This window comes from Symbioplanes lichenis (assembly GCF_030709675.1).
Lineage (GTDB): Bacteria > Actinomycetota > Actinomycetes > Mycobacteriales > Micromonosporaceae > Actinoplanes > Actinoplanes lichenis.
On record NZ_JAUZQD010000024.1, the window covers coordinates 51,961 to 74,440 of the forward strand.

Genomic DNA, 22,480 nt, shown 5'->3' on the forward strand with positions numbered 1-22,480 from the left:
GGGCCGGGCGCGGGAGTAGTTCCCGCGAGATCAACCTTCCCGCTGTGACGCGTCTCGCGCGGCCGCGGCCAGGAAGGCGTTGTAGCGGGCGAGCTCGTCCTCCTCCCCCGACGCCTCGGCGCGGTCGGCGGCCCGGTCGAGGCGGGCCTGCTCGCGCTCGTCGGAGCGGATCCACTGGCGGACCAGCAGCAGCATGATGACCGCGGCCGGCACCTCGCCGAACGCCCACGCCAGCCCGGCCCCGAGGTGCTGGTCGGCCAGCAGGGACTGCGCCCACGCGGGATGCACGGCGACGTACCAGTCGGCGGCGATGACGTCGGTGGACTGCAGCAGCACGAAACCGAAGAAGGCGTGCGCCACCATGGACAGGAAGTGCACCACGGTCAGCAGCGCGGGGTGGATGCGGCGGCGGCCGGGGTCGATGCCGATCAGCACCCAGAAGAGCAGGTAGCCGGCCAGCACGAAGTGCACGAGCATGGCCAGGTGCCCGAGGTGGTAGCGCATGACCGTCCCGAGCAGGTCGCTCATGTAGAGCCCGTAGAGGCTGGCCACATAGATGCCGAGCGCCACCACCGGGTGGCTCAGCACCCGGAAGACCCGGCTGTGCAGGACGATGAGCAGCCACTCGCGGGCGCCGCGCACCTGCGGGTCGGCCGGCTTGCGCAGCGCGCGCAGGGCCAGGGTGACCGGCGCGCCGCCGACCAGCAGGATCGGTACGACCATCGACAGCACCATGTGCTGGACCATGTGCACGCTGAAGAGGACGTACGCGTACTTGGCGACGCCGAGACAGGTGACCGCGCCGAGGATCAGCAGGCCGGCCACCCAGGAGGCGGTGCGTGCCACTGGCCACGCGTGCCCGGCCCGCCGCAGCCTCCGGACACCCATGAGATAGGCGAACACGCCCACGGCCACGACCGTGAGGAAGAACATGTCGAGCAACGGGCTGCCGAACAGCCGCGCCGCCGTGATCGGCCCCGGCTGGTCGAAGCCGAGCAGCTCCACCAGTGGATCCGGCACGGCTTCCGTCTCCGGCACGGGCGTGGGACTGCGGGACAGCGCCACGGCCAGGCCGACCGCGGCTCCGAGCACGATCAGCTCACCGGCGGCGAGACGGAGGAAGGCGCCCGGCCGGCCGGCCCGGAGCGCGGGGAGCGTGCGGCTGCGGTGGGCGGCCCCGAGCAGCCCCACGGCCAGCAGCGCCAGGACCTTCAGCAGGACCAGGACGCCGTACCGGGAATCGAGCAGGGCGTCCCACGTGCCGAGCCGGACGGCCGCGTTGGCCGTGCCGCTGATCGCCGTCGCCACGAAACACGCGAGGGCGAGCCGGCTGTAGCGGTCCGCGGTGTCCACGAAACGGCGGTGGCGGCGTACGAGCAGCAGTCCGGCCAGACCACCCACCCACAGTGACGCCGCGAGAACGTGCAGGGCCAGGCTGGTGACCGCGATCTGGTGGTCGCCCGCGCCCGCCGAGTGCCCGGTGAACGCGGGCGGGAGCAGCGCGATCATCGCGACGACGGCGGTGACGGCGGCGAGCGCGCGCGACACCCCGCAGCGGGTGAGGACGGCCAGCAGCAGCGCGAGCCCGGCCTGCGCGACCAGGGCCTGACCCTGGTTGATCGAGAAGGCGAAGCTGGTCACCGACTGCCGGGTCAATTGCCCCAGGGGTACGCCGAGCAGGTCGGACACGGTGAACGCGACGAGCGCCCCGGAGGTCGCCGCCCAGCCCAGCGCGAGCCAGGTGGTCGTGCGCAGCAGCCGCCAGCCGTGCGCCGCCACGCTCGGACCGTCCCCGGGCAGCAGGAACGCCGCCGTCGCGGTGAGGCCGACGGTCAGGACGCCGAGCACGTTCGCGAGCATAGTGAGCGCGGGCAGCCCCCACAGCGTCAGGCCGCCGGGGCTGGGGATGCCGGGCAGCACGCTGCCGTCCACCGCCCCGCCGAAGAGCAACGCCGCCACCAGGACCACCACGGCCGTCCCCGTCGCCGCAGCGACCAGGGACGGCGTCTTCACCGCACTACGCACCCCGCAACAGTCGCTCCGGCCGGCCGGAAAGTTCCCTAAGGGAGGTCCCGGTTCCGTCACACGCGCGGGTCGGCGAGGGTCAGGAGCATGAGGATGACGATCGCGGGGGCGACGATCGTGGCGGTGCTGGCCGGGCCGGCCGCCGCCGTCGCGGCTCCGACGGATGACCTGCAGGGACGGCTCGACGCGGTGGTGGCCGCGGGGGCGATCGGGGCGCTGGCCGAGGTACGGGACGAGCACGGCGTGTGGCGCGGGGTGAGCGGCGCCGCCGTCCGCGGCTCGGGGCGGCCGGTGCCGGTGCACGGGCGGTTCCGGGTGGGCAGCGTCACGAAGACGTTCGTCGCCACGGTGGTGCTGCAGCTCGTCGCCGAGGGACGAGTGCGGCTGGACGACGTACGGCCGCTGCTCGATCACACCAGCGGGGTGCCCGACTACCTTCCCACGCTGACGCTGCCCCCGGACCCGGCGTTCCTGGACAACCGCCGGCGCACGTGGACGCCGGCCGAGCTGATCGAGCGGGCGCGCGCCCGGGAGCAAGGAACGCCGGGCGTCTTCGCCTACTCGAACACCAACTATCTGCTGCTCGGGCAGCTGATCGAGCGGGTGACCGGCCGGCCGTACGCCCGGGAGATCGAGCGCCGCATCATCCGGCCGCTCGGGCTGCGCGCCACCTCGCTGCCGGGGACGTCGCCGCGCATCCCCGGGGCGCACCCGCACGGCTACGTGCCGATCGAGGACCGCGGCCTGGTCGACTACACGGTGATGAACCCCTCGGTGATGGGCGCGAGCGGCGAGATGATCTCCACGACGGCCGACCTCAACCGCTTCTTCGGCGCACTGCTGGGCGGCCGGCTCCTGCCCGCCGGCCTGCTGCGGGAGATGAAGACCACCCGGAGCACCCGGGCGTACGGGCTCGGGCTCGCGTGGTGGCAGCACACCACGTGCGGCGTCACGGTCTATGGCAACGACGGCGACGCGCTGGCCTACCAGACCTTCTCCTACGCCACGGCGGACCGGCGCCGGCAGGCCACGATCGCCTTCACACCCGACTTCACCGGCGACGTCGACGCCGCCGTCGACGCGTTCATGGATCGCGTGTTCTGCGGCACCTGACTGCTTCCTCTTGGCATGGTGCGCGACGCCGGGAACTTATGGACCGAGCCGAGCGACTTGTGATCCGACGGTTGTGATCGCTCAAGCCCGAGGAGTTCCGTGCCGCCGGAGGATGACCTGCACGCGCTCGCGGGAGCCGCCGCGGGCGGGGACCCGGCGGCCTTCGCGGCGCTCGTGCGGGCCACGCAGCGCGATGTCATGCGCTTCCTGGGCAGCCTCGCCCACCGGCGCGACGTCGAGGACCTGACGCAGGAGACGTTCCTGCGCGCGTTCCGGGCGCTGCCGGGTTTCGCCGGGCGGTCGACGGTACGCACCTGGCTGTTCGCCATCGCCAAACGGGTGGCCGCGGACGCGGTGCGGCACGCGTCGAGCCGGCCCCGGCTGGTCACGCTCGGCGACTGGCACGGGGTGGCCGAGCCGGACTCGGTCCGCTTCGAGGAGGAGCACGCGCTGCGTGACCTGCTGGGCGGGCTGGCCCCCGAGCGGCAGGAGGCGTTCGTGCTGACACAGGTGGCGGGGCTGTCGTACGCGGAGGCGGCGGAGATCTGCGGCTGTCCGGTGGGGACGATCCGCAGCCGGGTGGCGCGGGCCCGGGACGACCTGGCCGCCGCGCTCGCCGAGGCCCGCCCGTCCGTCCGCGGCGCGGGTTGATCGAGCCTGCCGGCGCTGCGGGCCGGTCAGGCTTTGCGGTGCCAGGCTTGCGGGGCCTTCCAGTGGCGCGTCATCGCGGCGAGGCGGAAGGCGAAGACCAGCACGGCGGCGGTCACCGCGACGACGGGCAGGGGCAGCGGCGTGGGATGCGCGGCGGCGACGAGGACGGCGCCGGTCGCGGCGGGGATCGCGTACAGGTCGGTGTGGACCTGGACCACCGCCGGGGTCTCGCGGGCGAAGATGTCGCGCAGCGCTCCCCCGCCGACCGCGGTCGTGACACCGAGCAGCACGGCCTGCACCGACCCCAGCCCGGCCCCGAGCGCCTTGAGCGTCCCCGTCACGGCGAAGAGCCCCAGCCCCGCCGCGTCGAAGACGAGCATCGTGAACCGCAGCCGCTCCGCCAGCGGATGCGCGAAGAAGCACACCGCCGCCGCGCTCAGCGGCACCAGCAGGTACGTGACGTCGCTGAACGCCGCCGGCGGGGTGGCCCCGATGATCACGTCGCGCAGCACCCCGCCCCCGAGCGCGGTCAGCAGCGCGAGCACGACGATCCCGACGACGTCGAACTCCTTCGAGATCGCCATGAGCGCGCCGGACGCGGCGAAGACGGAGAGCCCGACGAGCTCGAGGACCGTGACGACCGTACCGGGAGACATCACAGCAGTCTCCCAGCCGGGCCCGGCGTGCTCAGAGCCTTGCGCGGTGCGCGACCTCCGCGGCGTCCGGCGGCGCGGTCGGATAGACCTCGGCGTCGAAGAACCGGGCGAACGGCAGGGTGGCGAGCGTCGCCGCCACCTCCTGCTCGTCCGCGGCGATCACCTCGACGAAGGTCGCTCCGCGGGCCGGGGAGATGTAGTGCGCGCCGACCTTCTTCTCCGCGCGCAGCACTTCCAGCTGCTTGTGCTCGTCCTCCCGCAACGCGTTGAACGCCGCGAGATCCGTGTCCGGCCGGAGGGTCGCCACCACCATGAAGGTGGGGCTCGTCGATGTGGGCATGATCCGTCCTTCCGGGGACAACCTGATGTCCCGCCGAGACATCACCGTAGTGATGTCGCGGCGAGACGTCAATGGTCGCGCCGGGGCCGTCAGGCGCGGCAGGTCAGGGCGGGCCAGTTCCAGTTGCCGCCGTGCTGGATCGTGAAGCCGAACGTGTTCCCGCTCCCGTTGGGCCGGGCCGTCATCACGTTGCCCGTGCTGTCCCAGCTCACGGCCGCGTTCCAGGTGTTGATGACCCGCTGCGGGGACGTGACGGTGACCGTGACCGTCCACGCGTTCGAGCCGGCCACCGTGACCTGGCCGTTGAAGCGGTCACTCCACTTCTGGCCCTCGCTATAGGTCGCCGTGCAATTGCCACCCGAGGGCGGCGGCGTGGTCGGGCCGCCACTGCCGCCGTCCGGGGCCACGGCGCGGCCGGTCGTCGGGGAGATCATGCCGGCGCAGAGACCCCGGCTGGTCAGGCCCGCAACGATCTGCGGGATGGCGGCGATCGTGGTGGCGTACTGGTCGTGCATGAGGATCAGCTGGCCGTCGGTCAGCCTGCTCGCGGCCTGCACGATCTGGGCGGTGCTGGCGCCGTTCCAGTCCTGGGAGTCGACCTGCCACGTGACGGTACGCAGGCCCAGGGCGCTCGCGGCCGCTTCGAGGGTGGCGTTGGTCTCGCCGTACGGGGGCCGGAAGATCTTCGGTGTTCCGCCCCCGGCGGCCTGGATGGCGGATTGGGTGCGGGACAGCTCGGACGACATGGCCGAGGCGCTCAGCGTCAGCATGTGCGGGTGCGTGTAGCTGTGGTTGGCGACCCACATGCCGGCCGCCACCTCGGCCGCGACGAGGGACGGGTTGGCCGCGGCGTTCTGGCCGACGTTGAAGAGCGTCGCCCGGACGTTGTTCTGCCGCAACGTGTTCAGCAGGGTCGTCGTGTTCGAGGGGTTCGGGCCGTCGTCGAAGGTCAGCCCCACGTAGCCGTTGGGACACGATGCGGCCATCCGCGCTCCTTGGTCGAGGGGGGCCGCCGTCGCCGCACCGGACGACGGGGCCAGGAAGGCCAGTCCGGCGGCGGCGAGCAGGCCGGCCAGTCCGGCGGCGGCCACCTTGTTACGTACGGTCATGGGGGATCACCTTCGTCTCGCGGAGGAAGCGGAGGAAGCGGGGACGCGGGGTGCCGGTGGCGACGACCGCATCGCATCCCATCGACAAACGTCGTTGTCACATGGTGCGACGCGCGAAAGCCGATCGTCAATGCTTAGTTCCGGGAATCTTCCGATAGTTTCGGGATGCCTCCAGGTGCTCCAACGGTTTTTGACTCGACTGTGCGACAACCCATTGAGAGCCGAAACTTTCGGACGGCTGTCCCCGGCACACTTGCGGGAGCCCCTAGGATCGCGGCGTGACCTTGGCGATCGAGACGGAACGCATTCCGGCCCCCGCTCCGGAGCCCGCGAGCGGCGTGCCCGCCATCGTGCGGCGGCGGCTGGCAACGCTCGACAACTGGCTGAACCCGTACTCGTGGGTGGTGACGGGTTTGATCGTGGCCATCGCGGCCGTCCTGCGGCTCGACAACCTCAGCCGGCCCCGGGGATACGTCTTCGACGAGGTCTACTATCCGACCGACGCCTGGGACATGCTGCAGCACGGCGTCGAATGGGATCCGGAGAAGACCAACGGCCCGGCTTACGTCGTGCACCCGCCGCTCGGCAAGTGGCTCATCGCCCTGGGCGAGAAGGCCTTCGGCAACACCGAGCTCGGCTGGCGCTTCCCCGCCGCGATCGCCGGGATCCTGATGATCCTGATCCTCATCCGGGTCGCCTATCGCATGTTCCGCTCGATCGTCCTGGCCGGCGCCGCGGGCCTGCTCATGACCCTCGACGGCTTCCAGATGGTGCTGTCACGCACGTCGCTGCTCGACATCTTCCTCGGCCTGTTTGTCCTCATGACGTTCGCGGCGATGCTCCTCGACCGCGACCACTACCGCCGCCGCCTGCTGCGCGCCCTCGAGCAGGGCTGGGACCCCGCGAACCGGCGCCCGCGCATCGTGCCGTGGTGGCTGCTCGTCTCCGGCGTCACGTTCGGCCTGGCCTGCGGCATCAAGTGGAGTGCGCTGTTCTTCGCGCCGTTCCTCGCCGCGCTCGCCGTCCTGTGGCGCCTGCAGGCCCGCCGCTCCGCCGGCATCCGCCGCTGGGCCCGCTCCGGGCTGCTCGGCGACGTCAGCTGGCTCCTGCTCAGCTTCGCGCTCACCGTCCTGACCTACGTCGCCACGTGGACCGGCTGGCTGGTCACGGACGTCGGCTGGTTCCGGCACTACCGGGAGGCCAACGGCATGAGCGAGCCGCCGGTCATCGGCGCGCTGCTCAACCTGGCGCACTACCACCACGAGGCGTACACGTTCCACAGTGGCCTGACCGAGGCCCACCGCTACCAGTCCTGGCCGTGGCAGTGGCTGCTGATCGGCCGGCCGGTGTCGTTCTACGCTCCGCCCGATCTGACCGGCTGCGGCGCCCCGAAGTGCGTGAGCGAGATCCTGCTGCTCGGCACGCCCCTGCTCTGGTGGTCCTTCCTGCCCGCCCTGGCCGCGCTGCTCTGGTTCGGCATCGCCCGCCGCGACTGGCGCGCCCTCGCCATCGGCACGGGCGTCGTGGCCGGCCTGCTCCCGTGGTTCTACTTCGCCGTCGCCGACGGGCGCACGATGTTCTCCTTCTACGCCCTGCCCGCCCTGCCCTTCCTCATCCTCGCCGTCGTCTACGTCCTCGGCGCCCTCATGACCCCGAGATCCGGCATCGCCACCGGCGCGGCCCGCACCGACCGTCAGCTGGTCGGCACGGTCGTCGCCGGCATCTACGTCGCCCTGGTCGCCGTCTGCTTCGCCTACTTCCACCCGCTCTTCGTCGGCCAGTTGCTGACTTACGAAGACTGGTCCGCCCGCATGTGGCTCGGCGGCCGCTGGATCTGAGCCACCTCCCGGAGCAGGTCGCGCGTGATCGACGGGATGTTGGGGGTGCCGCTCAGGGCCATCGTCAGATCGAGCTCGGCGACGACGTTGCGGATGACCTCCTCGACGCCGCGCTGCCCGGCGATCGCGAGCCCGTAGACATAGGGCCGGCCGAGCAGGACGGCGTCCGCGCCGAGGGCGAGAGCGGTGAAGACGTCGGCCCCCGTACGGATGCCGCTGTCGAACAGCAGCGTCGGCTCGGGCCCGACCGCCGCCCGGATGTCCACCAGCGCGTCCAGCGCGGCGATCGCGTTGTCCACCTGCCGCCCGCCGTGGTTCGACACGACGACCGCCGCGGCGCCGAGGTCGAAGGCGCGGCGGGCGTCGTCGGGGTGCAGGACTCCCTTGAGGATGACGGGCAGCCGCGTACGCTCCCGCAGCGTTGCCAGGTGATCCCAGCTCAGCCCCGGGTTGGAGTAGACGTCGAGGAACGTCTCGACAGCCGCGCGCGACACTCGGTGCCGCGCCAGCCCGAGCGCGGTCCGCACAGCCCCTGCCCCGGGACGGCCGGCCCGCGCCGCTCCTCCGGCCCGCGCCGCGACGAGCTCGCGGAAGCGCGGGTCGGACGTGTACTGCGCGATGCCGATGCCCTGCGCGAACGGCAGCGAACCGAGCGTCAGGTCCGCCGGCCGCCAGCCGAGCACGGTCGTGTCCAGCGTGACCACCAGCGCTCCGGCCCCGATCGCCTCGGCCCGCGCGATCAGGCTGTCGACCAGCCCCTCGTCCTTGCTCCAATAGAGCTGGAAGAACCGCGGCGTCTTTCCCAGCGCGGCCGCGCACTGCTCCATCGGGTTGCAGGCCTGGTTCGACAGCACGTACGCGGTCCCGGTCGCCGCGGCGGCCCGGGCGATCCTGACGTCGCTGTCGCGGCCCATGAGCTCGGCCGCCCCGACCGGCGCGAGCAGCACCGGGGTGGGGTGCCGCACGCCGAGCAGGTCGACCGACAGATCACGCGACGCCGCCCCGGAGGCCATGCGCGGCACGACGGCCCAGCGGTCGAAGGCCTCCCGGTTGCGGCGCATCGTCCGGCCCTCGCCCGCGCCCCCGGCCACGTACGCCCAGGCGGTGCGGCTGCTCACCCGGCGCGCCCGGCGCTCCAGAGCGGCGAAGCCCGCGGGCACGGCGGGCCGGTGCCCGAGTGCTCCGGCCCGATAGATCGCGGCCTGCCGCGCCAGCCCGGCGCCGATGGTTTCCATGCTGGCACCCTAAGCCGTCGCCGGCCGGGACACCCTCGGAGCGGCCGGTCCCGCCGCGGGTATCTTGACGCCATGCCCCGGTGGGAACACGGCAGTGCGGAACGGCTGCGACAGGCCGCCCTGGAGCTCTTCGCCGAGCAAGGGTTCGAGGAGACCAGCGCCGTCCAGATCGCGACGCGCGCCCGCGTCACCACGCGGACCTTCTTCCGGTACTTCCCGGACAAGGAGGAGGTGCTCTTCGCCGACGCGGACACGCTCAACGAGACGCTCGTCCGGGATCTGCTCGCCGCGGACGACGTCTCGCAGCCGCTGCGGGCCGTGGTGCGTACCCTCGCCGGCTTCGACTGGACGACGCTCGGGTCCCGGGAGACCCAGCGCCTGCGGGACGCGATGATCACCTCGAACCCCCGGCTGCACGAGCGGGAGCTGATGAAGCAGCAGCAGCTGGCCGACGGCTTCCGCGACGCGCTCCGGGAGCGGGGGGTGGATCCCGGCGTCGCCGAGCTCGCCGCGAACGCGGGCAGCCAGGTCTTCCGTGCGGCCTACCGCCGGTGGCTGGACGGCGCCGGCGACACCGATCTGGCCGCACTGACCGGGTCCACGCTGACCCTGCTGGGCACCCTCACAGATTGACAATCGTCGATCGATTGAGGAGGGTGGAACCGGCACACCGGTCACGCGGTGGGCGGCGATCCGGGCAGTCGCCGCCGATCCCCCGACCCTGCGAGTTCAGGAGAGCTGAACCATGCCCCGCAGAGCACGAATCGGCATCACCCTCGCCACCGTCGCGGGCGTCCTCGGCGCCGCGCTGACGACCCTCAACGTGCCGGCCGGCGCGCACGGCACCGTCACCGGGCCCACGTCGCGCAACTACGGCTGCTGGCAGCGCTGGGGCTCCGACTTCCAGAACCCGGCCATGGCCACCCAGGACCCGATGTGCTGGCAGGCGTGGCAGGCCGACCCGAACGCCATGTGGAACTGGAACGGCCTCTATCGCGAGGGCGTCGCCGGCAACCACCAGGGCGTGATCGCCGACGGCCAGCTGTGCAGCGCCGGGCGGTCGCAGAGCGGACGGTACGCGGCCATGGACGCCGTCGGCAACTGGAAGGCGACCACGGTCGGCACCTCGTTCCCGGTGCGCCTCTGGGACCAGGCCGGCCACGGCGCCGACTACATCCGGGTGTACGTGACGAAGGCCGGCTTCAACCCGGTGACGACCGCCCTCAAGTGGTCCGACCTGCAGCTGGTCACCGAGATCGGCAACACGCCCGTGGCCCAGTGGACGCCCGTCGCGGCCGGCGGCTGGGAGAAGACGCTGCAGGTCAACCTGTCCGGGCGCACCGGCCGGGCGCTGGTCTACACGATCTGGAAGGCCAGCCACGCCGATCAGAACTACTACTTCTGCAGCGACATCACCTTCGGCTGAGCCCTTGTTACGCGCGTGTGACGACTGTTACATTCGTCGATGGGAGCGCTCCCAGCTCCTCACCGCGTGACTTTCCCTGAGGGAACGAGGCGCCCACCTCGTTCCCTCACCCCAGGGCGTCCAGCTTCGCGACGGCCTCCGCGGGCAGCCGCAGATCCGCGGCGGCCACGTTCTCGCGCAGGTGCGCCACGGACGACGTACCGGGAATGACCAGGATGTTCGGTGAACGCTGCAGCAGCCAGGCGAGCGCCACCTGCTGCGGCGAGGCCCCGAGCGAGGCGGCCACCTCGTCCAGCGCGCCCGACTGCAACGGGCTGAAGCCACCGAGCGGAAAGAACGTCACGAAGCCGATACCCGCCGCGGCCAGCTCGCCGACCAGGGCGTCGTCGGTGCGCAGGACCACGTTGTAGAGGTTCTGCACGAACACCACCGGCGCGACCGTGCGGGCCTCGGCGACCTGGGCGGCGGTCACGTTCGACAGACCCAGATGGCGTACGAGACCCTCGTCACGCAGCTCGGCCAGCGTCCCGAACAGCTCGGCCACCGGCCCCTCCCCCGCCACCCGCAGGTTGACCGCGTCGAGCGTGTCCACCCCGAGCCGGGTCAGGTTGTCCCGCACCTGCTCGCGCAGGTTGTGCGGCGACGGCTCCCAGCTGCCCCCGGGCCCGCGCCGGAAGCCGACCTTGGTGACGATCCGCAGATCCGCCGGGTACGGGTGCAGGGCCTCGCGGATGATCTCGTTGGTCACCGCCGGCCCGTAGTAGTCACTGGTGTCGATGTGGGTGACGCCCAGTTCGACGGCGGTGCGCAGGACCCGGACGGCCTCGGCCCGGTCCCGCGGCGGCCCGAAGGAGTTGGGTCCGGCCAGCTGCATGGCGCCGTAGCCCATGCGGCTCAGCACCAGGTCGCCGCCGAGAGTGATCGTGTCTGTCATGCCCCCAGCCTGGCCCGCCGCCGGGCCCGCCGGGAGCTGAAGCCTTCACTGGTAAAGCTTGTACCACCCGGCGCGGCCCCCGGCGCGCGATCATTGTCGGCATGGAGCGACTCGGCACGGCACTGCGCGCCTGGCGCGACCGCGTGGACCCGGCGACCACCGGACTCCCCGACGTCTCCCCGCGCCGGGTGCCCGGGCTGCGGCGCAGCGAGCTGGCGACGCTGGCCGGCATCTCGGTCGACTACGTGGTCCAGCTCGAGCAGGGCCGGGCGGCGACCCCGTCGGCGCAGGTCTGCTCGGCCCTGGCCCGCGCGCTGGCGCTCTCCGGCGACGAGCACGCCCACCTGCTGCGGCTCGCCGGGCACGCCGCGACCCCGGACCGGGTGCCCCGGCTGATCCCCGACAGCCTGCACCGGATCATGGATCAGCTGGCGGCCCAGCCCGTCGCCGTCTACGACGCCATGTGGCGCCTGCTGCACTGGAACCCGATCTTCGCGGCGACCTTCGGCGACCCGGGCGACGTCGGCGCCAGCCTGTTGCTCCGGCACTTCGCGGGGGCGGGGTCGCGGACCCGGATGACCCCGGCCGAGCGCGCCGCCTTCGAGGAGTCGCTGGTCGCGGATCTGCGCACCACGACGGGCCGCTATCCGCAGGACCCGGAGCTCGCGGCGCTGATCACGCACCTGCAGGCGTACGAGCGCTTCCGTGAGCTGTGGGCGCTGCGCGAGGTCGCCGACCACCAGAGCGCCCACAAGATCGCCGAGCACCCGTCGGCCGGCGCCATCGCCCTGGACACCAGCGTGCTGACGATCCAGCCCTCGGACCTGCGCCTGGTGGTTTCGACACCCCGGCCGGGCACGGACGCCCGGAGCAAGCTCGAGTCACTGGCCGGCGCCGTGGGCGCTTCCCGCTGACCCGCCCGGGCGTTCCTGACTCAGATAGCGCACCGGCTTGCCGAGCGCCTCCGCATAGGCGATCTCCCGCCGCGTCGACTCGCCCACGTAGCCGCCCGGATCCACCACGTACACCTCGTCCGCCATCCGGATCTTCCGGAAGTGCACGTCGCGCAGCCGCCCCCGCAAATCCTCGGCGTCGGCCGCCCAGTCGTAGCCCGCCCGCTCGGGCAGCCGGAACAGCCCGAGGCTGAGCACGACACACCCGGCCAGCGTGAGCCGCTGGTTGACCTCCGCAACTCCGCCTCGAACCGCGTCGAGCCGCAGAGCGTGACAACTGGCGCCTCCCGATTCTCCATGCCCCCATGATCGGTGACCGCGCCGGACGACCCTGTCACCGCCCCCGCCCGCCGGTCGGCCCGGGCTCGAGGACGCCTACCGGAGCGTGCCGGCCCCGCTGGCCCGGGCGTGAGGGCCGGACACGAGAACGCCCCACGGCTCACCGTCGTCCGGTGGCCGTGGGGCGTCAGCGCCTGAATCAGTTGTAGGGGCGCTCGCGGCGGACCGTGGCCTTGCGGCCGCGGATGGTGGCGCCGCGCAGGGCCGCGATCACCATGTCGGCGTCCCGCTCCGGCACCTCGACCAGGGAGAACCGGTCCTGGATCTCGATCGCGCCGATGTCGCGGGCGTTGAGCCCGGACTCGCCCGCGATGGCGCCGACCATGTCCTGCGGCCGCAGGCCGGCCCGGCGGCCGATGCCCAGGAACAGGCGGGCCGACCCGGCGTTGGCCGGGCGGCCGCGGGCGGGCCGGCCCCGGTCGTCGCGGCCCCGCCCGTCGCGGGAGTCGCGGCCCGACCAGTCGCGGCCCGGGCGCTCCCGGCCGCGGTCGCGGGCGGTGCGGGCGACGGCCGGGATCTCGGTGTCGTCGCCGTCGCCGCCCGAGGCCTCGTGGAGCATCTTGATGGCCGCCAGCGCGACCTCCTCGATGTCGCGGGCCGAGGTCAGTTCGGCCAGCACCCCGCGGAAGCGGTCGAGGTCGGTGACGTCGTCACCCAGGGTGCGCTCGATCGAGGCCTGGGTGCGGGCCAGGCGGCGCGCGCGCAGCTCGGCCACCGACGGGACGTCCTCGATCGCGATCGGCTGACGGGTGAGCCGCTCGATCGTGGTGAGCATGCGCTGCTCGCGCGGCTCGGCCAGGGTGATCGCGGCGCCCTGGCGGCCCGCGCGGCCGACCCGGCCGATGCGGTGCACATAGGCCTCGGGGGCCGACGGCACGTTGTAGTTGACGACGTGGGTCAGCTGCTCGATGTCGAGGCCGCGGGCGGCGACGTCGGTGGCCACCAGCAGCTGCGTGGTGCCGGCCCGCAGGCGGCCCATGACCCGGTCGCGCTGGTCCTGGCTGAGCCCGCCGTGCAGCGCCTCGGCCCGGTAGCCCCGGCCGTTGAGCACCTCGGTGAGCTCGTCGACCTCCTCGCGGGTGCGGCAGAAGACGATCGCCGCGGTGGGCGCCTCGATGTCGAGGATGCGGCCGAGCGCGGCGGGCTTGTGGGCCCGGGCGACCATGTAGGCGCTCTGCTTGACCTTGGGCAGCTCGCCCGGGTCGAGCTGCGGGCGGCCGGTCTGGATGCGCACCGGCTCGCGCAGGTGCTTGCGGGCGATCGCGTCGATGCGCGGGGGCATCGTGGCCGAGAAGAGCACGGTCTGCCGCTCGGCCGGGGTCTCGTCGAGGATCGCCTCGATGTCCTCGGCGAAGCCCATGTCGAGCATCTCGTCGGCCTCGTCGAGCACGACGGTGCGCACGGCGGAGAGGTCGATGGTCTCCCGGGCGATGTGGTCGAGGACGCGGCCGGGGGTGCCGACGACGATGTCGACGCCGCGGCGCAGCACCTGCACCTGGCGGCCGATCGGGGTGCCGCCGTAGACGGGGAGCACCCGCACGCCGAGACCCTTGCCGTAGCTGTCGACGGCCTGCGAGACCTGCTCGGCGAGCTCACGGGTGGGCACGAGCACCAGGGCGGCCGGGCCCGAGCCCGAGCCGTCGGCACTCTGGCCGAACTGGTGCAGCAGCGGCAGCGCGAAGGCGGCCGTCTTGCCGGTGCCGGTGGCGGCCTGCCCGAGCACGTCGTGCCGCTCGAGCAACGGCGGGATGGCCTCCCGCTGGATCGGGGTGGGCTCCTCGTAGCCGAGGGCGGTCAGCGCCTCGAGCAGCTCCGGGCGCAGCCCGAGCCCGGCGAAGCCGGCCTCGTCCGGGCCGGCGGCATCCGCGGTGGTCATCGTCAACTCTCCGGTGGGGGAAATCGTCACTCGGCCGGCGTGATCTCGTCGGCGGCCTCGTGGACCGGTGACGAGGTGAGCAGCTCCAGCTCCCAGCGCTCACCCAGGGTCTCGCCGTCCTCCTCGGTCTCGAGGTAGGTCTGGAGACGGACGCCGAGGCCGAGCTGGCTGGCGGCGCGCAGGTGCTCGACGACGTCGTCGATGCTCGTGAGGTAATGGGTGGCGATGAGGTCCGGGACCGTCTCGGTCTCGGCGGTCTCGGGGGCTGCTGCTACGTCGGTCACCCGCCAAGGGTAGTGCCCCCGCGGCGATGTCACCCGTCCGGACCACCTCTCCGGGCCCCTCACCACGGGTTACGCGACCGAGATCACACTCTCGCGTCGCCGGAGCGGCCGCCGGCGGGGCCGGCGGCGGCGCACCAGCCGGGCCGCGGCGGGCACCGCGCCGAGGCAGGTGGCGCCGATAGCGGTGAGGACGAGCGCGACCGAGCCGGAGGCACCCGCGCCCGACGTCGCCACGCCCACCCCGGCGAAGGCCCCGACCCACAGCACCGTGCCGAGCGCCGACCACGCCACGAACCGGCCGAACGGCATGCGCACACTGCCCGCCACGATCGGCACCACGGCGTGGATCACGGCCACGAAGCGGACCAGGGCCAGCGCCGGGCCGCCCCGGCTGCGCAGGTACGCCTCGGCGCTGTCGAACCGAGCCGGCCCGATGCGACGGCCGAGCCGGGTGGTACGCAGCCGCGGGCCCCACGCGCGGCCGACGGCGTACCCGAGGATCTGGCCGCCCAGCGCGCCGGCCGTCCCGACCGTGACCACCAGCAGGACGCCGGCCGGGGTGCGCGGCAGCGCGGCCGCGATCATGACCACCGACTCGCCGGGGATCAGCAGGCCGAGCAGGAAGGTCATCTCGACGGCGCTCGACAGCAGGAGCACCGCCAGGACGGGCACGGTGCCGAGCGTGGCGAGCCACTCGACGAAGGCGGTCGCGGCGTGCATCAGATCGGCGGGCATGACTGTGAGCCTGCCGGGCCGCGCGCGCCCGGACCATCGGGTGATCCCTTGGTGCTCCCCTGAGCGGACCCCTAGGGGCCATACTGCCCTCGTGCCCAATAGATCGAAAGTCATCCATGCCATGGCGGCCGGGCTGCTCGGCGGGGCGCTGCTCGTCGCCACGCCCGCCGCGGCCGCGCCCGCGTCCGACCCGTTCGCCGTCCTCGACCCGCAGCGGTGGGAGAACCCGGACCACATGACCTGGTCCGACTACGTACGCCCGCCCGGCACCAATTGGAACGACCCGGCCCGCCGCGGCTCGGTCCGCGACTTCGACATCGCCCTCGTCACGCTCGACTACCCGGACCAGCCCTTCGTGGTCACGCGACCCGCCGGCTCGACGATCTTCGGCAACCCGCAGCCGGCCGTGTCGGGGCTCGACCGCGCGGACGTCCCCGGTTACTACCGTGACCTGCTGAACACCCCGAACGAGCTCAACCAGGGCCACACGCTGCACGAGTACTGGATGGAGGACTCGGGCGGGCGCTTCGGCGTCGACCTGACCGCCTACGGCGCCTATCGGATGCCACACCCGGCCTACGAGTACGGGATCAGCAACGACATGAATCCCGGCATGTGCCCGGTGGGATCCACTTGCAACCGCAACATCCGTACGGACGGGCTCGGCGCGTGGCGGGCCGACGTGGGCGACGCGGTGGCGGACTCGTACGAGCTGGTGTTCATCCTCTCCGCCGGACAGGACGAGTCGTCGACATGGCAGGAGTTCGGCGAGATGAAGTTCGGATCCAAGGAGGACGTCCCGGATCCCTTCGGGCCACCCGTGGAGCCACAGCCCAACTACGCGAGGACGCGCTACGTCGACTGGACCTCGTGGGCGTCGGCCGCCACGATCTGGCCCAACGCCGGCGGCGGCTCGTCGACCCAGGCGGAGAGCTCGGGGCTGGCCGTCTACGCGCACGAGCTGAGCCACCTGCTGACGATCGGCGACAACTACAACAATCCGTACGGGACGCCACTGCGCCGGGCGTACACCGGTCCCTGGTCGATGATGTCCCGCGGCTCCTTCAACGGGCCCGGCGGGCCGCACACCCGCTGGCAGATCCCGGCCGTGCACGGTGGTTCGATGGGCTCGCTCCACACCCTGCGCGACAAGGCGAAGATCGGCCTGGTCGGCTCGGGCAACATTCTGCGGGTCGATGATCTGAATGGTGTCGTGGTCGCGGATCTGACCGCCCGGGCCGTGGATCCCGGCTCGCGGCTGATGGGCCTGACCATCGACCTCGGCTCGGACAAGTCCCCCACGTGTGAGGGGGTGCTCTGCGACGGCGGCGGCTACGACAACTACACCGTGGAGGTGGTCGACCGGATGGGATCCGACTCGTTCACCCCGGACTCCGGCGTGCTGATCAGCAAGACCAAGGACCAGGACCGCCAGCCCTTCCAATGGGTGATCGACGCCAACCCGCAGGACATCGACCTGGTCGACTTCACCCGCCCCGACGGCACCGCCGCCACGATCACCATGGGCGACTACCGCCAGCTGTCCGACGCCCTCTTCCACGCCGGCACCCGGTCGGGCAGCGAGTACGAGTACGTCGACGAGCCGAACCAGCTGCACTTCTACGTCCTGGGCCGGCACCGCAACCGGGCGGGCGAGCTGTCGTACACCGTGGCCGCGCGCTCGCTGTCGTCCGGCGCCGACAACGCCGGCGTACGCCTGGGCACCGGCGTGGTCAGCTCGCCCGGCCGCCCGCTCGGACAGGGCGTGACCTGCGCGTTCCCGCTCACCAACACGGGCGCGGCCACCGACGTCTACCGCCTGTCCGCCACCGTGGCCGGCCGGGGCTGGCGCACCGAGCTGCCGAACGCGCTCGCCTCGGCGCCGGCCGGTGGGCGTACGAAGGTGGAGGTCGCCGTGGCCGCCGCCCACGGCGCCGCCCTCACCGGCACGGTGACCCTGACCGCCACCTCCGAGTCGGACCCGGCGAGGACCGCCACCAAGCGCTGCACGGTCATCCGCTACTGACACCGATCATCGCCGTCGTGCGACCGTTCCGAGGATGCGCGTCCGGACCGCGCCGGTCGCACGATGAGGTGATGAAGAAACCACTCCTGAGCGGACTGCTCGTGGCCCTCCTCGCCGCGCCGGCCGGGTGCAACGGCGGCCAGGGGGACGAGCCGGGCACGGGCACGAGGACGGCTGCGGAGGCTCAAGAGCCGGCCGGCGACGAGATCCCCGGCGGCGAGATCCCCGGCGTCGAGCCCCGGCCGACCAAGCTGTCGGACACCGATGACGAGATTCCGGGCGTCCGGCCGCCAGCGGATCCGGAATCGACCGCCGAGGTGACGGCCTATCTGGAGGAAGCGGTGCAGGCGGAGCGTGACGCCCTGCGGGAGGCGGGCGACGACGAGGGGCTCGCCGACCTCGCCAGCAGGTCGACCGGCCTCGACTCGCTCGACGGCTACGAGTGGCGGTCCGGCGCGGCCCGGGAGCTCTACGAGCGCGCGAAGTCGCTCGATGCCACCGGCGGCTGACGGGACGACGGCCCTGGTCCGGTTCCTCGAGCTCGCCGGGCTCGTCGCCACGCCGTTCGCGACGCTCGGCGGGCTGCTCTACTACTTCGGCTGGGTGCGGACGAACGCGGTCTTCGGGCACTTCGGCATCGACGCCAGCCTGGTGGCGTACACGCCGCAGGACTACCTGCTGCGCAGCGCGGGCGTGGCGTTCCGGCCGTGCGCCGCCCTGCTCGCCGGGGCGGCGCTGGCCCTCGCCGTCCACCGGCTGATGACGCGGCTGGGCCCGGCGGCGCTGATCGAGCTCGGCCTCGCGGGGCTCGTGGTGACCGCGGCCGGGCTGGCCGTCCTGTTCGGCCGGGACCGGGAGACCGACCCGCTGCACGCCGCGGTGGGTCTGGTCGCGGGGGCGCTGCTGATCGAACTCGCGGCGAGCCGATGGCCGGGCGCCGAGGGCGAGCCGGCCGAGCGGATCTTGCGCCGGGGCATCGTCGCCGGGCTGGTGGTCGTGGGGCTGTTCTGGGCGTTCTCCGTCTACGCGCAGCGCACCGGTGAGCGGGTCGCGGTGTCGCTGGCGGCGGGCAGCCTGGCCGAGGCGACCGTCCTGAGCGTGGACGACCTCGGCCTCGCCGGAGCCGGCATCCGGCACACCCGGTCCGGCGGGGCGAGCGCCTTTCCGCACCGCTACGACGGCTTGCGTCTGCTCGTCTACCGCAACGACCGGTGGTTCCTGCTGCCCCGCGACTGGCGCAGCGGCGCGCCGGTCCCGGCCGTCGTTCTGCGCGACGACGACCGGGTGCGGGTGGAGCTGCGCCGGACTCGATGATCCGCTACGCGGCCAGCAGCGGGGCCGTTTCGAGGGGTGCGCAGCCGTAGTACGCGTACAGCTCGTCCCAGAAGTCCGGGACCGTCGGGTCGTAGAGGGGCGCGTCGGCGACCTGGGCGGCCGGGCGGGCGATGCGCACCTCGGCCGGGGTGACGCGGGCGGCCTCGAAGGGGATCAGCGACGGGGTGGCGCCGAAGCCCATGACGCCGCCGTGCTCGACGCGCAGGAGGCGGTAGCGGGTGTCTCCGGTGTCCTCGAGGACCAGGTCCTCGACGGTGCCGAGGGGACGGCCGGCGCTGTCCGTGACGCGCCGGCCGCGAATGTCGCGGCGGTGGTCGGCGGCCGGGCGGCTCGCCTCGCTCAGCTTCACCATCATGGTTGCACTGGTACCCATCGACGGCGCGCCTATGCCAGGTGGAAGCCTTCCCGCACCGCCAGGGCGGCGAGTTGCTGCCGGGTCAGCGCGGGGTCCCGCTGGGCCACGAAGACCACCGTGCCGTCCGGGTGACGATAGGCCGCCCACTGGTCCAGCTGCGCGTCGGCTCCGCCCTCGACCACGGCCACCTGCGTGTCGCCCACGGTCACGAACCGGCAGGTGCCGCCCATCGACCAGAACGCGCGGCCGGTCGCGCACAGGCCGGCCGGCAGGGCGTTGCCCGGGGTGTGGACCTCGGCGATCAGCTCACCGGACCGGCCGTTCTTCCTGATTGCCGTGGACGCCAGGTATTCCCAGGTCGAGCCGCTCTTGTCGCCGCCGACCTGGGCCTGGTGCTGCGGTGCGGGCTCGGCGGCGACGATCCAGCCGGACGGGACCGCGGCGCGCAGCTCGCGGAGCAGCTTCCTGCCCTGCTCGTAGCGCGGGCCGGAGCGGGCGGTGGCGTCCTGCTGCGGCTGCCCGTCGCCGTCGAGCGGCCAGACGGGCTTCGTGTCCGCGGCCGTCGGCGTGGGGACGGGTGAGAGGCTCGCCGGGGCGGGGCCCGCAGCGGGCGTCTCGGGTGGTTGCAGGGCGGCGCCGGCGACGGCGGTGGTCACGCCCACGACGGCGGCCGCGGCGAGGGCGGCGGCAGCGGTCTGGCGGCGTACGGCCCGGCGGCCCGCGGCCACGACCGGCGCGCTGTCCATCGGGGGCGGTGTGATCGTCATCGTCGTCCGCAGGGCACGGCGGAGCTCGTTCTCGTCCATGGATCTGCCTAACTCGTGGTCACGGACAGCAGGGTGCGCAGGGTCGCCAGACCACGCGAGGCCTGGCTCTTGACGGTGCCGGTGGAGCAGTTCAGGGCGGCGGCGGTGGCCTCGACGGAGAGGTCCTCCCAGTAGCGGAGCACCAGCACGGCCCGCTGCCGGGCCGGCACGGCGGACAGGGCCCGGACCAGCATCAGCCGGTCGTCCGGGTCCGGCTGGTCGCCGGTCGGCTCCCGGGCCTGCTCGTACGGGCGCTCGCGCCGGCGCCACCCGCGACGCCCGTCGTCGATGAACGTGCGGAGCAGCACCCGCCGCACGTACGGGTCGAGGGTCTCGTGTCTCGTCACGCGCGGCCAGTGCACGTACAGCTTGGTGAACGCCGTCTGCACCAGGTCCTCGGCCCGGTGCCAGTCGCCGCAGAGCAGGTACGCCGTCGCCCGCATCGCCCCGGACCGGGCCGCGAAGTACTCGGCGAACGCCGCGTCGCGGTCGCTCATGTCCTCTCCCGTCTCGTCGGTCGGGTCAAACACGAGACCGGGGGCGGGAAAGGTTGCATCAGCTCCCGCGGTGGGGATGGGTGATGACGAGCACCGGGCGCGCGGACTTCTTGATGAGCTCGAGCGGGACGCTGCCGAGCAGCCGCTGCGCCACGGCGGGACGGCCGCTGGAGCCGACCACGACCAGGTCGGCCGCCTCGGACTCGGCGAAGCCGAGGATGCCCTCGAGCGGGCGGCCGGGCAGCACGGTCGTGGTCACCTCGATGCCCGCGCCGGCGATGCGCTGCGCGGCGGCGGCGACGGCCTCCTCGGCGCGGTCGGCGGAGACGCTGCGGGGGGCGGCGGCGAGACGCTCGAGTTCGACCGCGTCGACGGCGACGACGGCGACCGAGGCGCCGGTCTGGCGGGCGAGGTCGATGACGGCGTCGGCCACCCACGGCTGGTCGGCGCCGGGCTTTGCTGCCAGCACGATGCGCATGCGCCCATCGTGCCCGGAAAGAAGTCCAGTGTCGACAAGCGAGTGTGCTCTGGATCACCTAACGTGAAGAGATGGTGGAGACGCACGAGCAGCCCGCGCTCAAGCGGGTCATGGGACCGGGCCTGCTGCTGCTCTTCGTGGTGGGCGACATCCTCGGCACCGGCGTCTACGCGCTCACCGGTCGCGTCGCGTCCGAGGTCGGCGGCGCGGTGTGGCTGCCGTTCCTCTGCGCCTTCGTGGTGGCCCTGCTCACCGCGTTCAGCTATCTCGAGCTGGTCACGAAGTATCCGCGGGCGGCCGGGGCGGCGCTCTACACGCACAAGGCGTTCGGCATCCACTTCCTCACGTTCCTGGTCACCTTCGCGGTCATGTGCTCCGGGCTCACCTCGGCGTCCAGCGCGTCGAAGGCGTTCGCGGAGAACTTCGCCGAGGCCTTCGACCTGACCCTGAGCGAGGGCGTGGGGCTGACCGCCGTGGCGCTCGGCTTCATGACGCTGGTCGCGCTGATCAACTTCCGCGGCGTCGGCGAGAGCGTCAAGCTCAACGTCCTGCTCACCTGCGTCGAGCTGACCGGCCTGCTGATCGTCATCTGCATCGGCGCCTGGGCCATCGGCGGCGGCGACGGCGACCTGTCGCGGCTCAACGACTTCAACGCGGCCGAGGGCGAGTCGCCGTTCTTCGCGGTCACGGCGGCGACGGCGCTGGCGTTCTTCGCGATGGTCGGCTTCGAGGACTCGGTCAACATGGCCGAGGAGACCAAGGACCCGGTCCGCATCTTCCCGCGCGTCATGCTGCTCGGCATCTGCGTCACCGGCGTCATCTACGTGCTGGTCTCGCTGTCGTCGGTCGCGCTGGTCGCCCCGGACGAGCTCGGCGAGGGCGACGCGCCGCTGCTCAAGGTCGTCGAGGCGGGCGCGGCGGGCTTCCCGCTGTGGATCTTCGCCTTCATCACGATGTTCGCCGTGGCCAACAGTGCCCTCATCAACATGCTGATGGCCAGCCGGCTCCTCTACGGCATGGCGAACGAGGGCGTGCTCCCCCGCGTTCTCGGCCGCGTGCACCCCGGACGGCGTACGCCCTGGGTGGGCATCGTCTTCACCACGGTGATCGCTTTCGGCCTGATCTGGTTCGCGGACCTGACGGCGCTGGGCGGCACCACGTCGCTGCTCCTGCTCTGCGTCTTCACCGTGGTCAACATCGCCGTGCTGGTCCTGCGCCGCGACCGCGTGGACCACGACCACTTCCGCGCCCCGACGGCGATCCCGGTCGTCGGGGCGATCGCGTGCGCCTATCTGGCCAGCCCGCTCTCCGGCCGCGCCGGCGCCGACTACCGCGTCGCCGGGGTCCTTCTGGTCATCGGCATCATCCTGTGGGCCGTCACGTTCTTCACCCAGCGCCGGGCCCGCCAGAACTGACCCACCCGCCTCGCTGAAGTGGATCTTCAACGGCATGGATGTTTGCGTTAACAT

24 protein-coding genes are annotated in these 22,480 nt (G+C 72.7%); 10 read left to right on the top strand and 14 right to left on the bottom strand.

Annotated elements, in window-relative coordinates:
• Nucleotides 1-30: 30 nt before the first annotated feature.
• Nucleotides 31-2,013 carry a bifunctional copper resistance protein CopD/cytochrome c oxidase assembly protein gene (locus tag RAN62_RS38740; protein WP_305789864.1) on the bottom strand — a complete coding sequence of 661 codons (1,983 nt, stop codon included), beginning with the start codon at nt 2,011-2,013 and terminating at the stop codon, nt 31-33.
• 99 nt (nt 2,014-2,112) lie between these two features.
• Here RAN62_RS38740 and RAN62_RS38745 point away from each other — a divergent pair, with 99 nt between their 5' ends.
• Together RAN62_RS38745 and RAN62_RS38750 are read left to right on the top strand one after the other, a co-directional pair.
• Entirely contained in the window at nt 2,113-3,138 is a 1,026-nt protein-coding gene (locus RAN62_RS38745) for a serine hydrolase domain-containing protein (protein ID WP_305789865.1), read from the top strand.
• 99 nt (nt 3,139-3,237) lie between these two features.
• Nucleotides 3,238-3,789, top strand: a complete 552-nt coding sequence (locus RAN62_RS38750) for a sigma-70 family RNA polymerase sigma factor (protein ID WP_305789866.1) — start codon at nt 3,238-3,240, stop codon at nt 3,787-3,789.
• Between the two features lie 26 nt (nt 3,790-3,815).
• Here the strand turns inward: RAN62_RS38750 and RAN62_RS38755 are convergent, their stop codons facing one another.
• The 3 genes from RAN62_RS38755 to RAN62_RS38765 form a co-directional block, all read right to left on the bottom strand.
• Nucleotides 3,816-4,445 carry a trimeric intracellular cation channel family protein gene (locus RAN62_RS38755; RefSeq protein ID WP_305789867.1) on the bottom strand — a complete coding sequence of 210 codons (630 nt, stop codon included), beginning with the start codon at nt 4,443-4,445 and terminating at the stop codon, nt 3,816-3,818.
• A gap of 31 nt (nt 4,446-4,476) precedes the next feature.
• On the bottom strand, nt 4,477-4,785 hold the full coding sequence (locus RAN62_RS38760; protein ID WP_305789868.1) for a DUF3303 family protein: 309 nt from the start codon (nt 4,783-4,785) through the stop codon (nt 4,477-4,479).
• An 89-nt stretch (nt 4,786-4,874) separates the two neighbouring features.
• The gene (locus RAN62_RS38765) at nt 4,875-5,894 is read right to left on the bottom strand and encodes a polysaccharide deacetylase family protein (RefSeq protein ID WP_305789869.1); all 1,020 of its coding nucleotides are present in this window, start codon (nt 5,892-5,894) and stop codon (nt 4,875-4,877) included.
• A gap of 278 nt (nt 5,895-6,172) precedes the next feature.
• Between RAN62_RS38765 and RAN62_RS38770 the strand changes: the two genes are divergently transcribed.
• Nucleotides 6,173-7,732: a dolichyl-phosphate-mannose--protein mannosyltransferase gene (locus RAN62_RS38770; RefSeq protein ID WP_305789870.1), complete on the top strand. Its 1,560-nt coding sequence runs from the start codon at nt 6,173-6,175 to the stop codon at nt 7,730-7,732.
• Here the strand turns inward: RAN62_RS38770 and RAN62_RS38775 are convergent.
• Nucleotides 7,684-8,967, bottom strand: coding sequence for an alpha-hydroxy-acid oxidizing protein (locus tag RAN62_RS38775; protein ID WP_305789871.1), 1,284 nt, complete (start codon nt 8,965-8,967; stop codon nt 7,684-7,686). The genes RAN62_RS38770 and RAN62_RS38775 overlap by 49 nt on opposite strands.
• Before the next feature lie 72 nt (nt 8,968-9,039).
• On the opposite strand from RAN62_RS38775, the gene RAN62_RS38780 reads away from it, so the two are divergent.
• Together RAN62_RS38780 and RAN62_RS38785 are read left to right on the top strand one after the other, a co-directional pair.
• A complete protein-coding gene (locus RAN62_RS38780; RefSeq protein WP_305789872.1) occupies nt 9,040-9,600 on the top strand; it encodes a TetR family transcriptional regulator in 561 nt (186 codons plus the stop codon).
• Between the two features lie 112 nt (nt 9,601-9,712).
• Nucleotides 9,713-10,393 (top strand): lytic polysaccharide monooxygenase auxiliary activity family 9 protein, encoded by a 681-nt coding sequence (locus RAN62_RS38785; RefSeq protein WP_498371887.1) that lies wholly within the window; start codon nt 9,713-9,715, stop codon nt 10,391-10,393.
• Nucleotides 10,394-10,499: 106 nt separating this feature from the next.
• Here RAN62_RS38785 and RAN62_RS38790 read toward each other — a convergent pair whose 3' ends face one another.
• Nucleotides 10,500-11,327, bottom strand: coding sequence for an oxidoreductase (locus tag RAN62_RS38790; RefSeq protein ID WP_305789873.1), 828 nt, complete (start codon nt 11,325-11,327; stop codon nt 10,500-10,502).
• A gap of 101 nt (nt 11,328-11,428) precedes the next feature.
• On the opposite strand from RAN62_RS38790, the gene RAN62_RS38795 reads away from it, so the two are divergent.
• The gene (locus RAN62_RS38795; protein WP_305789874.1) at nt 11,429-12,241 is read left to right on the top strand and encodes a helix-turn-helix domain-containing protein; all 813 of its coding nucleotides are present in this window, start codon (nt 11,429-11,431) and stop codon (nt 12,239-12,241) included.
• Here RAN62_RS38795 and RAN62_RS38800 read toward each other — a convergent pair.
• The 4 genes from RAN62_RS38800 to RAN62_RS38815 form a co-directional block, all read right to left on the bottom strand.
• Nucleotides 12,209-12,478, bottom strand: coding sequence for a hypothetical protein (locus tag RAN62_RS38800; RefSeq protein ID WP_305789875.1), 270 nt, complete (start codon nt 12,476-12,478; stop codon nt 12,209-12,211). The two genes, RAN62_RS38795 and RAN62_RS38800, sit on opposite strands and share 33 nt — an antisense overlap.
• 280 nt (nt 12,479-12,758) lie before the next feature.
• Nucleotides 12,759-14,495, bottom strand: a complete 1,737-nt coding sequence (locus RAN62_RS38805) for a DEAD/DEAH box helicase (protein WP_305789876.1) — start codon at nt 14,493-14,495, stop codon at nt 12,759-12,761.
• A 26-nt stretch (nt 14,496-14,521) separates the two neighbouring features.
• The gene (locus tag RAN62_RS38810; protein WP_305789877.1) at nt 14,522-14,779 is read right to left on the bottom strand and encodes a hypothetical protein; all 258 of its coding nucleotides are present in this window, start codon (nt 14,777-14,779) and stop codon (nt 14,522-14,524) included.
• A 69-nt stretch (nt 14,780-14,848) separates the two neighbouring features.
• On the bottom strand, nt 14,849-15,514 hold the full coding sequence (locus RAN62_RS38815; protein ID WP_305789878.1) for a DedA family protein: 666 nt from the start codon (nt 15,512-15,514) through the stop codon (nt 14,849-14,851).
• Nucleotides 15,515-15,605: 91 nt separating this feature from the next.
• Here RAN62_RS38815 and RAN62_RS38820 point away from each other — a divergent pair, with 91 nt between their 5' ends.
• The 3 genes from RAN62_RS38820 to RAN62_RS38830 all read left to right on the top strand — a co-directional run bounded on the left by RAN62_RS38820 (nt 15,606) and on the right by RAN62_RS38830 (nt 18,854).
• Nucleotides 15,606-17,540 (top strand): M6 family metalloprotease domain-containing protein, encoded by a 1,935-nt coding sequence (locus RAN62_RS38820; protein ID WP_305789879.1) that lies wholly within the window; start codon nt 15,606-15,608, stop codon nt 17,538-17,540.
• Between the two features lie 71 nt (nt 17,541-17,611).
• A complete protein-coding gene (locus RAN62_RS38825; protein WP_305789880.1) occupies nt 17,612-18,049 on the top strand; it encodes a hypothetical protein in 438 nt (145 codons plus the stop codon).
• Nucleotides 18,033-18,854, top strand: coding sequence for a hypothetical protein (locus RAN62_RS38830; protein WP_305789881.1), 822 nt, complete (start codon nt 18,033-18,035; stop codon nt 18,852-18,854). The genes RAN62_RS38825 and RAN62_RS38830 overlap by 17 nt, the downstream gene beginning before the upstream one ends.
• Before the next feature lie 4 nt (nt 18,855-18,858).
• On the opposite strand, the gene RAN62_RS38835 is transcribed toward RAN62_RS38830, so the two are convergent.
• From RAN62_RS38835 to RAN62_RS38850, 4 genes are read right to left on the bottom strand one after another with little or no spacing between them, the layout of a single operon-like run.
• Complete coding sequence (locus tag RAN62_RS38835) at nt 18,859-19,230, bottom strand: PRC-barrel domain-containing protein (RefSeq protein ID WP_305789882.1); 372 nt, start codon at nt 19,228-19,230, stop codon at nt 18,859-18,861.
• Between the two features lie 29 nt (nt 19,231-19,259).
• Complete coding sequence (locus tag RAN62_RS38840) at nt 19,260-20,036, bottom strand: hypothetical protein (protein ID WP_305789883.1); 777 nt, start codon at nt 20,034-20,036, stop codon at nt 19,260-19,262.
• Nucleotides 20,037-20,044: 8 nt separating this feature from the next.
• Complete coding sequence (locus RAN62_RS38845) at nt 20,045-20,533, bottom strand: SigE family RNA polymerase sigma factor (RefSeq protein ID WP_305789884.1); 489 nt, start codon at nt 20,531-20,533, stop codon at nt 20,045-20,047.
• Nucleotides 20,534-20,591: 58 nt separating this feature from the next.
• Nucleotides 20,592-21,011, bottom strand: coding sequence for a universal stress protein (locus RAN62_RS38850; protein WP_305789885.1), 420 nt, complete (start codon nt 21,009-21,011; stop codon nt 20,592-20,594).
• Between the two features lie 71 nt (nt 21,012-21,082).
• On the opposite strand from RAN62_RS38850, the gene RAN62_RS38855 reads away from it, so the two are divergent.
• A complete protein-coding gene (locus tag RAN62_RS38855; RefSeq protein ID WP_305789886.1) occupies nt 21,083-22,426 on the top strand; it encodes an APC family permease in 1,344 nt (447 codons plus the stop codon).
• Nucleotides 22,427-22,480: the final 54 nt, after the last annotated feature.

Excerpts from the sequence above, each read along its gene's own strand:
- RAN62_RS38790 (WP_305789873.1), bottom strand. The coding sequence starts at position 11,327 with ATGACAGACACGATCACTCTCGGCGGCGACCTGGTGCTGAGCCGCATG.
- RAN62_RS38755 (WP_305789867.1), bottom strand. The coding sequence starts at position 4,445 with ATGTCTCCCGGTACGGTCGTCACGGTCCTCGAGCTCGTCGGGCTCTCC.
- RAN62_RS38855 (WP_305789886.1), top strand. The coding sequence starts at position 21,083 with ATGGTGGAGACGCACGAGCAGCCCGCGCTCAAGCGGGTCATGGGACCG.
- RAN62_RS38795 (WP_305789874.1), top strand. The coding sequence starts at position 11,429 with ATGGAGCGACTCGGCACGGCACTGCGCGCCTGGCGCGACCGCGTGGAC.
- RAN62_RS38830 (WP_305789881.1), top strand. The coding sequence starts at position 18,033 with ATGCCACCGGCGGCTGACGGGACGACGGCCCTGGTCCGGTTCCTCGAG.
- RAN62_RS38850 (WP_305789885.1), bottom strand. The coding sequence starts at position 21,011 with ATGCGCATCGTGCTGGCAGCAAAGCCCGGCGCCGACCAGCCGTGGGTG.
- RAN62_RS38760 (WP_305789868.1), bottom strand. The coding sequence starts at position 4,785 with ATGCCCACATCGACGAGCCCCACCTTCATGGTGGTGGCGACCCTCCGG.
- RAN62_RS38785 (WP_498371887.1), top strand. The coding sequence starts at position 9,713 with ATGCCCCGCAGAGCACGAATCGGCATCACCCTCGCCACCGTCGCGGGC.
- RAN62_RS38745 (WP_305789865.1), top strand. The coding sequence starts at position 2,113 with ATGAGGATGACGATCGCGGGGGCGACGATCGTGGCGGTGCTGGCCGGG.
- RAN62_RS38775 (WP_305789871.1), bottom strand. The coding sequence starts at position 8,967 with ATGGAAACCATCGGCGCCGGGCTGGCGCGGCAGGCCGCGATCTATCGG.
- RAN62_RS38805 (WP_305789876.1), bottom strand. The coding sequence starts at position 14,495 with ATGACCACCGCGGATGCCGCCGGCCCGGACGAGGCCGGCTTCGCCGGG.
- RAN62_RS38765 (WP_305789869.1), bottom strand. The coding sequence starts at position 5,894 with ATGACCGTACGTAACAAGGTGGCCGCCGCCGGACTGGCCGGCCTGCTC.
- RAN62_RS38840 (WP_305789883.1), bottom strand. The coding sequence starts at position 20,036 with ATGGACGAGAACGAGCTCCGCCGTGCCCTGCGGACGACGATGACGATC.
- RAN62_RS38845 (WP_305789884.1), bottom strand. The coding sequence starts at position 20,533 with ATGAGCGACCGCGACGCGGCGTTCGCCGAGTACTTCGCGGCCCGGTCC.
- RAN62_RS38815 (WP_305789878.1), bottom strand. The coding sequence starts at position 15,514 with ATGCCCGCCGATCTGATGCACGCCGCGACCGCCTTCGTCGAGTGGCTC.
- RAN62_RS38835 (WP_305789882.1), bottom strand. The coding sequence starts at position 19,230 with ATGATGGTGAAGCTGAGCGAGGCGAGCCGCCCGGCCGCCGACCACCGC.
- RAN62_RS38780 (WP_305789872.1), top strand. The coding sequence starts at position 9,040 with ATGCCCCGGTGGGAACACGGCAGTGCGGAACGGCTGCGACAGGCCGCC.
- RAN62_RS38825 (WP_305789880.1), top strand. The coding sequence starts at position 17,612 with ATGAAGAAACCACTCCTGAGCGGACTGCTCGTGGCCCTCCTCGCCGCG.